The organism is Micromonospora sonneratiae (genome assembly GCF_042679305.1).
Classification (GTDB): Bacteria; Actinomycetota; Actinomycetes; order Mycobacteriales; family Micromonosporaceae; genus Micromonospora_H; species Micromonospora_H sonneratiae.
The window spans coordinates 17579-31827 of the sequence record NZ_JBHTMP010000074.1 but is presented as its reverse complement, the minus strand read 5'-3'; the positions used below and the strand labels follow the sequence as shown (position 1 = coordinate 31827).

General features: G+C 69.5%; 10 protein-coding genes and 1 pseudogene. 8 read left to right on the top strand and 3 right to left on the bottom strand.

The window, feature by feature from the left end:
- From ACFQ4H_RS30055 to ACFQ4H_RS30035, 5 genes are all read left to right on the top strand, one after another.
- Positions 1-887, top strand: an 887-nt coding sequence (locus ACFQ4H_RS30055; RefSeq protein ID WP_377577499.1) for a hypothetical protein, incomplete at its 5' end; no start/stop codon positions are given.
- Positions 887-2764 (top strand): hypothetical protein, encoded by a 1878-nt coding sequence (locus ACFQ4H_RS30050; protein ID WP_377577497.1) that lies wholly within the window; start codon positions 887-889, stop codon positions 2762-2764. The genes ACFQ4H_RS30055 and ACFQ4H_RS30050, both read left to right, overlap by 1 nt.
- A gap of 144 nt (positions 2765-2908) precedes the next feature.
- Positions 2909-4768 (top strand): hypothetical protein, encoded by a 1860-nt coding sequence (locus ACFQ4H_RS30045; RefSeq protein ID WP_377577495.1) that lies wholly within the window; start codon positions 2909-2911, stop codon positions 4766-4768.
- Between the two features lie 242 nt (positions 4769-5010).
- Positions 5011-6222 (top strand): esterase/lipase family protein, encoded by a 1212-nt coding sequence (locus ACFQ4H_RS30040; RefSeq protein WP_377577492.1) that lies wholly within the window; start codon positions 5011-5013, stop codon positions 6220-6222.
- A 104-nt stretch (positions 6223-6326) separates the two neighbouring features.
- Complete coding sequence (locus ACFQ4H_RS30035; protein ID WP_377577490.1) at positions 6327-7133, top strand: TrmH family RNA methyltransferase; 807 nt, start codon at positions 6327-6329, stop codon at positions 7131-7133.
- An 86-nt stretch (positions 7134-7219) separates the two neighbouring features.
- On the opposite strand, the gene ACFQ4H_RS30030 is transcribed toward ACFQ4H_RS30035, so the two are convergent.
- Positions 7220-7408: a DUF397 domain-containing protein gene (locus ACFQ4H_RS30030; protein WP_377577487.1), complete on the bottom strand. Its 189-nt coding sequence runs from the start codon at positions 7406-7408 to the stop codon at positions 7220-7222.
- A pseudogene (locus ACFQ4H_RS30025) lies at positions 7399-8101 on the bottom strand (DUF5753 domain-containing protein). Before ACFQ4H_RS30025 ends, ACFQ4H_RS30030 begins: the two are co-directional and overlap by 10 nt.
- A gap of 156 nt (positions 8102-8257) precedes the next feature.
- Here ACFQ4H_RS30025 and ACFQ4H_RS30020 point away from each other — a divergent pair.
- Together ACFQ4H_RS30020 and ACFQ4H_RS30015 are read left to right on the top strand one after the other, a co-directional pair.
- On the top strand, positions 8258-9943 hold the full coding sequence (locus ACFQ4H_RS30020) for a PucR family transcriptional regulator (RefSeq protein WP_377577484.1): 1686 nt from the start codon (positions 8258-8260) through the stop codon (positions 9941-9943).
- An 11-nt stretch (positions 9944-9954) separates the two neighbouring features.
- Complete coding sequence (locus tag ACFQ4H_RS30015; RefSeq protein WP_377577481.1) at positions 9955-11445, top strand: TolB family protein; 1491 nt, start codon at positions 9955-9957, stop codon at positions 11443-11445.
- Positions 11446-11496: 51 nt separating this feature from the next.
- Here ACFQ4H_RS30015 and ACFQ4H_RS30010 read toward each other — a convergent pair whose 3' ends face one another.
- Positions 11497-12846, bottom strand: a complete 1350-nt coding sequence (locus ACFQ4H_RS30010; protein ID WP_377577478.1) for a hypothetical protein — start codon at positions 12844-12846, stop codon at positions 11497-11499.
- A 48-nt stretch (positions 12847-12894) separates the two neighbouring features.
- Here ACFQ4H_RS30010 and murD point away from each other — a divergent pair, with 48 nt between their 5' ends.
- On the top strand, positions 12895-14244 hold the full coding sequence (murD, locus tag ACFQ4H_RS30005; protein ID WP_377577476.1) for a UDP-N-acetylmuramoyl-L-alanine--D-glutamate ligase: 1350 nt from the start codon (positions 12895-12897) through the stop codon (positions 14242-14244).
- Positions 14245-14249: the final 5 nt, after the last annotated feature.

Below are 14249 nucleotides of genomic sequence, written 5' to 3'. Positions count from 1 at the left end.
CGGAGGCCGCCCGGCTGGCCGGCGCGGAACTGACCCGCCGGATCGCCGCACACTGCCGGCTCGTCGCCGCACGGGTCGGGCGGGCCCCCTGCCCGGCCGGCGACTGCGTCTGCGTTCCCGGCACCGAGTTCGACGCCCCGAACGCCGAACCGGGTCAGCGGCGGGACTTCCAGGTGGCCCGGATCCACGCCCTGCTCGGCAACGACATGCCGGTGCTGTCGCGTACCTGGGCGCCCGATTCAACCAGGCTGTCCGCAGTACTCGCTGCCAGTGACGCCCTCCAGGGCTCGCCGCACGCGGCGCGGCACTGGCTGGCCCGATACGGACGGGTACGGCCGGCGGTGGGCCGGTTGCAGGAGGCACTCACCTATGCGGCGGCGTTGGACGCCGGTGGTGCCGTGAAACTTCCCGTACGGGTGAAGGTCGCCCAACTGCCGTACCAGGCGGGCGACCGGTGGGTCGGGCATGCGCCGCCCCGCCCGAACACCGAACCGGTGTCGCTGGTGCTGGTGACCCTCGGCGAACTCGATCTCAGCCGCCCGGTGCACGGCCTGCTGGTCGACGAGTGGACCGAGGTGGTCCCCGCCGACCACGCACAGACCGCACTCACCTTCGAGTACGACGCACCCGGTGCCGCCGCTCCGCAGGCGATCCTGCTGGCGGTGCCGGCCGACAGCGCACCGACCTGGCAGCCGGCCGCGCTGGCGCAGACGCTGGAGGAGACGCTCGACCTGGCGATCGCCCGCGCCGTCGACGTCGACTCCCTGGCCGACGCCGGCCAGTTCCTGCCGGCGATCTACGCACCGACCAATGTCGTCGAATCCAAGACCACGACGGACTTCGTCCCGGACGCGATGCCCGCGTCGCCGGGCCTGTGGGAGGGCTGATGAGCACCAGCTACGATCCGGCCGTCGCCAAGCCTTCGGTGACGACCTGGACCCGATTGGAGCCGCGTACCCGTCGTGGTGACATGGGTCCTTCCCTGGCGGCCCGTACCGCCGATCCACTGTGGCTGCTGGCCCGTCAGTGGCAGTTCGGGGAGTTCAACGGCGAGGACTGTGGCTCCCCGGTGGGGGCCCGCGTCCACGCCGAGGTGACCCCGTTCACCCGCTACCGCCCGGGCGGGCAGTCGGGCAGCACCGTCACGATGCCGTCCGGCGTTCCGTTGGAGGCGGTGGTCGAGCGGGAGACCAGCGCCACCGCCGACGATCTGCGCTTCTCGGCGGAGACCGGGCAGCATCTGCTGCGGCTACTGGCCGACGCGGGGGCGGGCTCGCTGGCACCGGCGATCGTCGCCCGGTACCCGATCCCGCTGCTGCCCGCGGACGCGCCGTCGGCTGCCGACCCGGCGACCGTCGGGTACCTGCGGGTGGTGGCCGGGCGGGTACCACACGGCGACCTGGTGTTGCGGGCGTGTGCCACCGGGAGCTTCTTGGAAGAGATCGCGGTTCCGACGGATCTGGTGGCGGCGGTCGAGGCGGTGGTCGGGGAGTGGCTGACCTGGCTCGGCGTGCCGCCCCGCCCACCGGGGCCGCCCACCGGCTATCTCCTGCAACTACCCGCCGTGATCTCTCCCGGGGTCGATCCTCGGCCGCAGACGCCGCCGTGGCCGCCCGAGGAGTTCCATCCGATGGTCAGTACCGCCGGGTTGGAGGGCGGCGCGTGGCAGCGGGAGCGGATGGAGTACGAGTTCGCCATCGGTGCCGCCGGCTCGGCCGGGGAACTGGTCCTCACCGCCGGGGAGTACGACGGTGACCGGCTGGACTGGTACCACTTCGACCACGCGCCCGGCGAGACGCTACAGGCGAGGCCGGTCGTACTGGACCTGGTCCGGGTCACGCTGCCGACCCCGGTCAGCTATGCCGGGATGCCCTCGACCCGGTTCTGGGAGATGGAGGACTCCCGAGTCAACCTGGCGCAGGTCGGTGCCGGTGCCGGCGACCTGGGTCGCCTGTTCCTCCTCGAGTACGGCCTGATCTACGCCAACGACCACTTCCTGATCCCGTTGACCCTGCCGGTCGGCTCCGCGACCCGGATCCGCTCGTTGATCGTGACCGACACCTTCGGGGGGCAGACCCTGGTCCCGCCGGCCTACGGCGCGCGCGGCTGGGCGCTGTTCCGGCCGTCGAACACGGTTGCCGGCGGCCCGTCGGACGTCCTCGTGTTGCCGGCGACGGTCGCGGCGACCGAGGACTCCGAGCCGGTCGAGGAGGTGCGGTTCGGGCGGGACGAGATGGCTAACCTGGCGTGGGCGGTCGAACGGACGGTCACGGGTGTGACCGGGCGGGCCATCGACCGTACGGCCCAGGTCGGCCGGGCCGCCGTACCGCCCCGTCCACCGGTGCCGCCGGCCGTCGATCCGGTCACCGGGCTGCCGGTGAGCGTGCCGGACGACTCGTACGCGTTCGCGACCACCGTGCCGGACAACTGGGTGCCGCTGATCCCGAAGCCGTACGAGGGCGACCCGACCTCGGTACGGCTGCACCGGGTGCCGTTGCAGCAGCCGACGCGCGACGGCCAGCCCGTCGCGGTGACCGGACACAGCCGGGTGCTTGACTGGCGGTCCCGGCCGGGCAGCACCGAGTTGGTCGAGTTGGCCATCCCGGAGGAGGAGGTACCGCGCGCCGGGGTCCGGGTGGTCCGCCAGTGGCAGGTCGCCCGCTGGGCTGACGGCTCGGTGCACCTGTGGCGCGGGCACGCGAAGCACACCGGTGGCGGGGAGCTCTCCAGCGGACTGCGTTACGACACGGTGGCGACGCAGTGAGCCGACCGTTGCGGAGCCGGCCGTCGCGTACCGCCTGCGCCCATCCATTCGTACCCGGGTCTGCCTGATGGCGTCCCGGAACCCTCCCGGGCGTGATCCCGGAACTGACCCTGCCCCTGCCGGATTCGACCCCGCGGAGAAACGATGACGATCAGCTGGAAGAACGGCTCGTCGCTGCCCATGGCGCGGCCCCGCTACTACGACCACCAGTATCTGCGTGCCTCGGACCTGTCCCAGGCGATGGACTACCTGCTGTCCCGGCAGAACCTGATCGCCCGGCTGTTGCAACCGGTCGGCGTGGTCAAGGGATTGGAGATCACTCCGATCGGTAGCGACATCACCATCGGTGAGGGGGTGGCGATCGACACCGACGGGGCGGTCATCGTGCTGCCGGAGGCACGTCGGGTCGGGCTACCCGCCGATGGCACCTTCTTCGTCACCCTGCGTTATCGGGAGTGGCTCACCGATTCCCGTAACGAGGGGGGTGTGGCGGCGGAGACCCGGTGGTCCGAGGAGGGGCAGGTCGAGGTGACCCCCGGACGGCCCGCGGATCCGGGTCGGGTGGTCGTCCTCGGCCGGGTCACCCGCAGCCAGGGCGTGGTCACCGTGGACAGCGCTGATCGGGTCGCCGCCGGTCTGCGGGTGCCGGTCGGCGCGATCGTTCCCGCGATCGGGGACAACCGGCAGGCCGGGATCCAGTTCCCGAGCGACCCGGGTGGTGGCTCCGGTGACGAGGCGTTCATTCGTTACGTGGTACGCCACGACGAGAACACGGCCCTGCGGATAGGGGTCGGCAACGATCCCGATGACATGATCGACTTCTACCAGTCCGGTGCCAGCCGACTGCGGATCGCCCAGTCGATGCTGAACATAGGCAGTCTGGATGGTGCCACCGTCGTCGCCGACGAGGTGGCGGCCAGCATCGCCTTCTGGGGACCGGGGGTGCAGCACGCGCAACTGTCGTTCCGACCGGGCCGGGGCTTCGAGTTGGTCGACCAGAGCAACAACTGGCCCTCCTCGAACTACGCGTTGGACAGTCGCCCGTACGCGGACCTGGGCATACGCGATCTGCGGGCCAACACGGTCCGGGGACGCGGCAGTCTCTCCGTGACCACCGACGGTGTGATGGGCGTACGGGCGCAGTCCGGCCTGCACGTGATCAAGGACGTCGGGGCCGACGGTAATCTGACCGTGCAGGGGAACGCCACGGTCGAGGGCAACATCCACCTCGGTGCGAACAAGTCCATCACCACTGGCGGCCGGCTCAACGTCGATGGTGGCGAGCGGCTGCACCTGCTCAACCGCAGCGGTGTCTACATCGGCCACGGTGGCACCACCGGATCGGATGTGGGCTGCCTCTGGGTGGAGAAACGGGCGTCCGTCGGGGGCAATCTAGGGGTCGCGGGAGTGAACCCGAGTGGATTGCCGACCGCAGGGATCGGCACCTGGGACCTGTACGCCAGGGGCGGTGTCTACGTCGGTCCGGAAAGCGCCCCGGCGATCAAGATGCTCAACACCGGCGTCCTCGAGGTACGGAAGATCGTCTACACGACGCAGAGTGCGGTGATGGACCACCCGTTGAACAAGGCGGGCGAGTCCGACCCTCGGAAACTCGTGTACTCGCCCCTGGGCGGGCCGGAGAACGGTGTCTACTTCCGGGGTGAGGGACGGCTGGTTGACGGTGTGGCCACCGTCGAGCTGCCGGAGTACTTCGAGGCGTTGACCCTCCTGGAGGGCCGTACCGTGCAGCTCACCCCGATGTTCGAGGACGACGAGCCGGTGTCGCCGCTGGCCGCTTCCCGGGTCGCGGCCGGCGAGTTCCGGGTGCGCACGGTCGACGGTGTGAAGGCGTCACACGGCTTCTACTGGCAGGTGTTCGCCGTACGGGCGGACGTCGAGCCGTTGGAGCCGGAGGTGTCGACCGCGGCCTGGCAGGCATCGTTGCAGGCGGATCCAACGGATGTCGGGTTCGGGTCGGAGGCGTCCGTGGAGCTGAGGGTCTGAGGGGCACCGCCTGTTTCGTCGTCGCCCGTACCCGGACTCGTCGGGGTGCGGGCGACGACGTTCGTAACGAATGAATTGTTGCTAAATCGGACCCATGCCTTGTAAGGGTGTCGATCGGGAGGAAAACCTACTTAAGCCGCTATCGTCCCTCTGACGGTGTGGTTCACCACGATCTCCGCAGTCCTTTCACCGAAGGCGGACCGCCGGGCTGGAAGGCGTGTGCGGATGGAGGGAGAAGCGGCATGTCCGAACAGCAACAAGAGCAGAACGTGGGCGCGATGGTCCTGGCGGATCGGCTTTGTAGCGCGCCCGCCGTCCCGGTCGAGGTGCCACCGCCCGACGACGAGTGGACCCTCCCGTACGGCTTCGCCCGGGTCTACTACGGCGCTGGCAGCCAGGGGATCACCCGACCCGTGATCATGGCGGATGGGTTCAACCTCGGCCGCAGCGACCTGGACTGGCTCTACCAGGGCCTGGAGACTGGATTTCCGTTCATCACCCGGCTCCGGGAGCGGGGCCGGACCGTCATCCTCCTCGGTTTCGACGAGCGCACCGCATCGATCATCGACAACGCCCAAGCGGCCATCGCGGCGATCCAGCAGACCATCGCCCGTCAGCTCGACGCCAGTCCACTCACGGTCGGCGGGTTCAGCATGGGTGGCCTGGTGACCCGCTACGCACTGGCCAAACTGGAGAACGACCGGATCGACCACCGCACCGCCCTCTACTTCTCGTACGACAGCCCGCACCGTGGCGGCTACATCCCGGTCGGGATCCAGGCGTTCTCCTACTTCATTCCCGGTCCCGAGAACGACTTCGCCCGACAGATGGACAGCCCGGCCGCCCGGCAGATGATGTGGCAGCACTACGACCGCGACGACGGCGCGATCCGGCCGCACCCCGACCGCGCCGAGTTCCTGGAGCGGTTGCGTAGCGTCGGCTGGTGGCCGGCGATCCCACGCCGGATCGGCGTCGCCAACGGTGCCGGCGACGGTGGGGGCATCGTCGTAGAACCGGGTGAGATCGCGCTGAGGATCGACGGGCTCCTCTTCCCGGGGACCACGTTCCGCATCCAGGCGGCCGGTGACGGGGTCACCGTCGCCGAACTGATTCGTAGCCTCCCACCCGGCCGTAGGACCGTCACCACCAACGGGTTCCCGGAGATCGACGGCGCTCCCGGCGGAACCCTGGAGTCGTACCGGATCCTGGCCGAGGCCCTGGAGCGCAACGGCGGGCGGGTCACGCTACGCAGACCCACCGCCTGCTTCGTCCCCACCGTCAGTGCGGTCGCCATCCGTTACCTGGACCGGCAGGAGGACCTGTACGCCAAGGTCGACGCCCTGGACCCGAGCGAAAGCGAACTCGACGCGTTCCGGTGCTCCTCGACCACCACCACACACACCGCCATCACCGAGGAGCTGTGCACCTGGATCATGGAACAGTTGCCCGACTGAGGCAGCGCCCGGGTCGGCCGTACCGCGCTGCGTCGCCAGCGTGGCACGGCCTGCCCAGCCACCTCGTGCGACCAGCGCCGATCACCTACTGAAGAATCGTCCGCGTGTCCGTAGAACTGATCACCGACCCTGACGACGAGCGGATCGCCGACTACCGCGCGCTCACCGACGTCGAGCTGCGTACCCGTTGGGAGCCGCCGCACGGCCTGTTCATCGCCGAGGGGGAGCTGGTGCTGCGGCGGGCGCTCCGGGCCGGCTACCGGCCCCGCTCGTTCCTGGTCGATGCCAAGCGGGTCGACCAGCTCGGCGACCTGGCGGAGGCCGGTCCGGCGTACGCGGCCAGTCAGGCGGTGCTGGAAGCCGTCACCGGGTTCCACGTACACCGGGGTGTGCTGGCCTCGTTCCATCGGCGGGAAATGCCGACGGCGGAGAGCGTACTGGCCGACGCCCGTCGGGTGGTGATCCTGGAGGACGTCAACAACCACACCAACCTCGGCGCGATCTTCCGGGCGGTGGCCGGGCTCGGGGTCGACGCCGTACTGCTCTCCCCGTCCTGTGCCGACCCGCTCTACCGGCGCAGCGTACGGGTCAGCATGGGCGAGGTGTTCGCCGTGCCGTACGCCCGGCTGGACCCGTGGCCGGACGGCCTGGCGCGGGTACGCGCAGCCGGTTTCGCGGTGTTGGCGCTGACCCCGGCGGCGGACGCGGTCCCCATCCAGCGGATCGACGCCACCCACCGGGGTCGTACGGCGCTGCTGCTCGGTGCGGAGGGGGCGGGCCTGACCCGGGGCGCGATGGACGCCAGCGACCTGCGGGTGGTGATCCCGATGCGGCGGGGTGTCGACTCGCTCAACGTGGCTGCCGCGACCGCCGTCGCCTGCTGGGAGTTGGGCCGCGACGATCCCCTGTGAGGCGGGTGCGGCTGGGGGCGGGTGCCACCTTCGGTGGCGGTGCGGTTTGCCGGTGGGCGAACCGCACCGAACGACCCGCCAGGCGGTCAGCGCTGGCTGGCGGACCGTACGAACGAACGCCAGGCGGCCGGTGCGAAGATGAGCGCCGGACCCTGCTGGTCCTTGCTGTCCCGTACGGCCACGACGCCGGGCAGGTTGTCGGCCACCTCCACGCAGTCGCCGCCGCTGGCGCCGCTGCGCGTGGACTTACGCCACCGGGCGTCGGTCAGGTCCATTGCTTCATCAACTCCTTGATCAGGTCCAGCGACTGCCGGCGCGGCAGCGCCTCGCTGCGCACACCATCCCACCTACTCAGCAGTGTGGCCAGACCCTGCTCGCTGTCCACGACGACGCCGCCGTGCTGGGTCTCCAGGTGGCCCACCCCGCCCTCGGCCGATCTGGCCAGCACGAACGGGCCGGACTGACCGATGTGGAAGACCACGTCGGCCGGGATGACGTGTTGACGTTCGGCCGCTCGGCGCAGGCCACCAGGTGCGCGAGCTGCTCGGCCATCAGCGCTTCGTAGCCCTCGCCGGTACGCCGTAGCACCGTCTCGTCGATGATGGCGAAGAGCTCCGGTGGGTCGTCCCGGCTCAGGATCGTCTGCCGGTCCAGGCGACCCCCAGGAGCCGGGCGAGTTTGTCGTCGGTGAGCGCGCCGTCGGTCCGCAGCACGGCGCGGGCGTAGGCCTCGGTCTGCAACAGGCCGGGCACCAGGTTTGGTTGGTAGCAGCGCAGTTGGATCGCGGCCCGCTCGGCGTCCAGCCACGGGCGGAACCACACCGGCTCGCCGTCCCGCTTGGCCAGCTTCCAGAGGGCGGCGAAGAGCCCGTCGGTCTTGAGCACCTCGTCGGCGCGTTCGAGGTACGGAAGGTCGACGGGACGCTGTCCCAACTCCACCGCCGACACCATGGAGGCCGAATAGTGCATGATCCGGCCGAAGTCCTCCTGGCTGTGTTTGGCGACGAGGCGCAGGTCCCAACCGTCCACCGAACCGCCATCACCGCCGGCCCGCTACGGAGAGTGGTCGGATCGACAAGATCTCGACCATGGAGCGGACGGCCGCGTGGACGGTAGCGTGACCGGGTGTTTCCTACTGTCCGTGATGTTCTCGCCCTGGACCCCGTACGTTACGGCGGCCCCCGCGTGGTCGCCGGGGAAGCTGGCCTGGACCGGCTCGTACGCTGGGTGCACGTCGCCGAGGTGCCGGACATCGCCCCGCTGCTGGGCGGGGGTGAGCTGGTCCTGACCACCGGTATCGGTCTGCCCGCCGAGGACGACGGAATCCGGTCGTTCATCGGGGACCTGGCCGACGTCGGGGTCTCCGGGCTGGTGGTCGAGCTCGGCCGGCGCTATCCGACGAGTGTGCCCCGGGTGATGGTCGCTGCCGCCGCCCGCCGGGGCCTGCCACTGGTCGAGTTGCGGCTGCCCACACCGTTCGTCCCGATCACCGAGGCGGTGCACGGGCTGATCGTCCACGCGCAGCTCGCCGAACTACGGGCGACCGAGGCGATCCACCAGCGGTTCACCGAACTGTCCGTGGAGGGTGCCGATCCGACCGAGGTGGTACGCCAGGCGGCGGAGTTGGCCGGCTGTCCGGTGGTGCTGGAGAACCTGTCCCGCCGGGTGCTGGCCTACGACGCTGCCGGAAACAGCGCCGAACTGCTCCTCAGCGGCTGGGAACAGCAGTCCCGACGAATCCGCCTGACCGGGCGCACCGCGTACGATCCGGACGCGGGCTGGCTGGTGACCATGGTGGGGGCGCGCGGTCAGGACTGGGGACGGCTGCTGCTGCGGTGGCCCGACACCGGCCCGGCCGACGGGCTCGGTGTTCCACCGACCCGGTTGACCATCCTGCTGGAACGCGCCGCATCCACGTTGGCGCTGGGCCGGCTCATCCGGCGTGACGCCGACGGACTGGAGCGCCAGATCCACCGTACGTTGCTCACCACGCTGCTGGACCACGCCCGGCTGGTCGACGAGGTGGCGCTGCGGGCCCGGGCCCTCGGGGTGCCCCTGGAACGCCGTCACCTGGTCGGCGTCGTGGTCCGGCATCGAGCGGACGAGGCCGGTGCGGAGACCATCCCGATCGGTACGGAGGCGGCCCAGGCCCGGTTGCGGGACCTGGCCGAGGCGGTCAGCCAGGCGATGCGCGAGACCAACCTGAACGGGCTGGCCAGCACGTTGGACGATCAGGCGGTGGGCGTACTGCTGGCGTTGCCGGACGCCGGCGTCGAGGACCGGTCGCTGTCCGCGTTCGCGGCGGCCCTGCATCGGGTACGCCTCGCGGCAGCCTCGGCCCAGCAGACCGTCGCCGGGCCGGACGCGGTGATCATCGCTGCCGGTTCCGGGGTCGGCACCCTGCGGGAGGGGCGACGTTCGCTGATCGAGGCCCGGCAGATTGCCGATTCGGCGCGACGTGGCCGGCGCGACGTGGCCGTGTTCCGCCTTCCACACGTCGGACTGCCCGGCCTGCTGCACCTGCTGCGTGACGAGCCCCGGTTGCAGACCTTCGTCGAGCGGGAACTCGGGCCACTACTGACCTACGATGCCGAGCACCCGAGGGAGCAGTTGCTCGGCACCCTGCGGGCGTACCTGGAGTACGGCCGGAACAAGTCGGCGGCGGCCAGCGCCGCACACCTGTCCCGGCCGGCGTTCTACGAACGACTGGCCCGAATCGCCCGGATCCTCGGCGTCGACCTCGACTCGGTGGACGTGTGCCTGTCGCTGCACGTCGCCATGCTCGCCCTGGACGCCGTACGGGACGCCTGAACCTGCTCCCGTTGCGTCGACTGGCTGACCGGGTTGTGCGGTCGGACGTCGAGTTGTCAGATCTCGGACTTGCCGTTACTCGACGGATAGCTGCTCTTTCGGGCGTGATTGCAATGCTCGATACTGGCCCGTGTTCGCAGCAATTTGCGGAGCCGGCTAACGCAATGGAGGCCAGGAAGAAAATGAGATCACCTCGCTTCGTCCTGACGATGTTCATGGTGACGGCGCTGGTCCTGACGACCGCGATGCCGGTTTCCGCAGCCGCCTTGGAAACCTATCTGGTCAGCACCTCCAGTAGCGGGGTTCAGGCAGATCTGGACAGCGGTGGGACGGCGATCAGCCCGAACGGTCGCTATGTTGCGTTCAGTTCCCGTGCCACGAATCTGATTCCCGGCATGATCGTCGACAAACAGAGTGTCTACTTTCGTGACCTGCGTACGGGGGTTGTCTCCCTGATAAGCGTGAGCAGTGACGGCATCCCCGGCAACGGCATGAGCGTCGGCCCGTACGTAAGCACAAACGGCAGGTATGTCTTCTTCAGTTCGACCTCGACGAACCTGGCCCCCGGTCCTTCGGTCTGGTCCGCCGCCCTCGTCCGCGATCGATGGACTGGGACCACCAGCAGGATCGCGATCTCCAGCACCGGTGTCCACGCGGACCAATCGAGTCAACCCAGGGGAATCAGCCCTGATGGCCGGTACGTTGTGTTCGAAACGGAGGCGACAAATCTGGAACCGGGCGGCACCAATGGCGAAATGCAGGTGTACGTACGTGACATGACGACCCGGAGCACCACCCTGGTCAGCGTCTCCAGTTCGGGGGCCCAGGGGAATGGCGAGAGTCTCGGGTGGGGGATCAGCGCCAACGGCCGCTACGTGCTGTTCTCGTCGGAGGCGACGAATCTCGTGCCGGGTGACACCAACGGCGAGTCCGACGTGTTCCTACGGGACCTGTGGAGCGGGACCACCACTCGGGTCAGCGTCTCCGACGCAGGTACCGAAGCCAACGGCTACAGCTATGGCGTGCGGCTCAGCGCTGACGGCCGGTACGCCCTGTTCAACAGTGTCGCCTCCAATCTCGTGGCAGGTGACACCAACTACGAGGGTGACGCATTCGTACGGGACCTGTGGACCGGGACCACCAGTCGAGTCAGTGTTTCCGGGACGGGTGCCCAGGGGAACGGCCAAAGCTCCGCGGATGACATCAGTGAGAACGGTCGCTACGTCGTATTCGCGTCGTGGGCCGCGAACCTCGTTCCGGGCGACACCAACAACCAGTGGGACATCTTCCTCAGGGACCGGCTGACCGGATCCACTACCCGCGTGAGCGTCGCCAGTGACGGCACCCAGAGCAACGGTCTCAGCAACTCGTCCGAGGTCGCAAACGACGGGAGTGTCACCTTCATTTCCTTCGCCACCAACCTCGTCCCGGGCGACACGAACGACCGTGGCGATGTCTTCGTTCGGACCCGCCATCCAATGAAGCGACTCGCCCGGTCGTGATGCTCGTGATCAGGGAGCGGTGTCGTCGGCTCGCCGACGACACGCGCCGAGTCAGTCCCTGATCATCGGGATCCTGGAGTAGGTCGGGGGGATGTAATGCGGGCCACTGGGCGTGAAGACGTCGGAGCGGGAGGCCGTCGCCCAGGCCTCCGGTGGTACGGCAGCGACGAGGGCACGGACCACCGGGGCGTCCCGCCACTGCTCCTGCTCGGCCAGCAAGCCGAGGGCGACCAGCGACTCCTCGACCTCGCCGACACACTCGAACGGCTTGTGTGCGTCGATGCCGAGCAACTCCAGGTAACCCGGCACCTGGGCCGGGTCGGCCAGCAGGTCGGCGCCGAAGATGCCGGCCAGCCGCTCCCGGGGCATGAACGGGGCGAGGGCCAGGAAGACGAACCGGCACTTGGGGCAGTTCCCGCACCAGCGGGCAGTGGCGTTGTGCAGCTTGAACGCGGCATTGCAGCTGGTCACCACGTTGTCGTACCGGGTGTGCCGGGCGAAGAGCCGGGCGATGTGCAACTCCGACAGCTGCCGGAGCAGCGAGAAGTACGGCTCGGTCAGGCCGGCGTGCCCGGCCAGCGCCGCCCGGAGCAGTCCCTCCGCCTCGACCCCCTTGGACCACTGGTGGTTGATCTCGTGACCGTTCCAGACCAGGTTCGGGTCGGAGGCGGACCGCTCGTTGGACATCACCACCGGGCCTAGCCCGTGCAGCACCGAAGTCGCCACCGCGATCAGCGAGTTGATCGCCGTGACCGGGATGTGCCCGTTGCGGGCCCCGGCGGCATTCAACTCGAACAGCGCCGGATCGATCCGCCGCCGGGCGGCCAACGGAGACAACCCGGAGGCCTCGTTGACCGCGACGATGACCCGGTTGGGGTTGACCGAGAACGGCACCGGATCGAGTCCGGCCGCCCGCAGCGCCTCCAGGCTCACGATCGAGTCCTTGCCGCCGCCGACGGCGGACAACGGGCGACGGGCGGAGTTGTCGTACGCGGCCGGGATCGCCACCTCGCCCGCCGGCACCTCCGGCACCAGCTCCAGCACGTACGGCAGGTCGTTGCGGAAGGCGTACTCGGCCAGGCCCTTGGTGTAGATGGCGGTGACCAACGCCACGGCAGCCTCGCCGAGTGGTTTCGGCAACACCAGGCGACGAGGCGCGGCGGCCTTGTAGTAGCTCACCCCGGCGACCAGGTGGAGCAGTTCGAGGACCCGGCCGAAGGTGGCGAGGGTGGTGTCGTCCGGCCGGCTGGCCGGCAGCGGGAACGTGATCACCTCGGTGAAGCGCACCTCGCCGCCCGGTCCGGTCAGCGCATAGTCGAACGATGCCTCGCCGGTGGCGAGGTCGACCGAGTGTGACGGGAAATTGAAGGCGTCCATCTGCCGGAGCTGTCCGTTGAGCACACGCCATACTAGTCCCGGCCCGACCGCTGACTGTGGAGGAGATCACTCGTGCGCCTGTCTGACCTGCGCGGACGTTCGGTTGCCGTCTGGGGGACCGGCCGGGAGGGCCGGGCAGCGGTGATCGCTGTGGCCGCGCACGGCCCGGCCAGTCTGGTTGCGGTCGACGACAGTGCCAACTTCCTGTCGCTGCCCTGGGACGGCGCGCTGGCACAGGCCGCTCCGCTGCACATCGGCCAGGACGGCTTCGAGCACCTGGCCGCCGCCGACGTGGTGGTGCGCTCGCCGGGTGTACCGCAGACCCACCCGTGGCTGGTCGAACTACGTAGTCGAGGGGTCTTTGTCACCAGCGGCACCGCGCTGTGGATGGCCGACCACGCCGCCCGCACGGTCGGGGTCACCGGCAGCAAGGGCAAGAGCACGACGTCGAACCTGATCAGCCAACTGCTGGCCGCGGTCGGACGACCGAACATCTTCGGCGGCAACATCGGGGTGCCGCTGCTGGACCTGCCGGCGGCCGATCTCTACGTGCTCGAACTGTCCAGCTACCAGTGCTCGGACCTTACCGACTCCCCCCGGGTGGCGGTGGTGACCTCGCTCTTCCCCGAGCACCTGGACGCGCACGGCGGGGAGCGGGAGTACTACCGGGACAAGCTCAACCTGATCGGGCACGGGCCGGAGACCATCGTGATCAACGGTACGGATGCCCGGCTGGTCGCCGAGGTCGGTGACCGCCCCGCGGTCCGCGCCGCAATGCCGGACACGTTCCATGTCGCGCCCGGCCCGGACGGTGTGCCGTATCAGTTCGCCGGGGACCAGCCGCTCTTCCCCCGGTCGGTGTTTCCGCTGGTGGGACGGCACAACGAGGGCAACCTCTGTGTGGCGCTGGCGGTGTTGGACGCGCTGGGGGTGGACTGTGTCGCCCAGCGGGAGGTGCTGGCCGAGGCGGCTGCCGGAATCCAGGGGCTGCCGCATCGGCTGGCCGAGATCAGCGACCCGTCCGGGGTCGTGTTCGTCGACGACACCCTCTCCACCAGCCCGTACTCCGCTATGCATGCGATCGACGCGTACGACGGCCGGCAGTTGACGGTGATCGTCGGCGGCAACGACCGGGGACTGGACTACACGCCGCTACGCGAGCACCTCGCCCAGCGGCAGATCACCGTGATCGGCATTCCGGACAGCGGCGAGCGCATCGTCGAACAACTCCGCGACCTGCCCTCGGTACGCACCGAGCTGGCCGACGACCTGGCTGCCGCCGTACGCCTGGCCCGCAAGCTGACCCCGGCCGACGGGGTGGTGCTGCTGTCCCCGGCCGCCCCGAGCTACGGGCGGTTCCGCAACTTCGAGCACCGGTCCGAGGTGTTCGCCCAGGCCATCCGGGACACCGCCACCGGGTAGCCGTC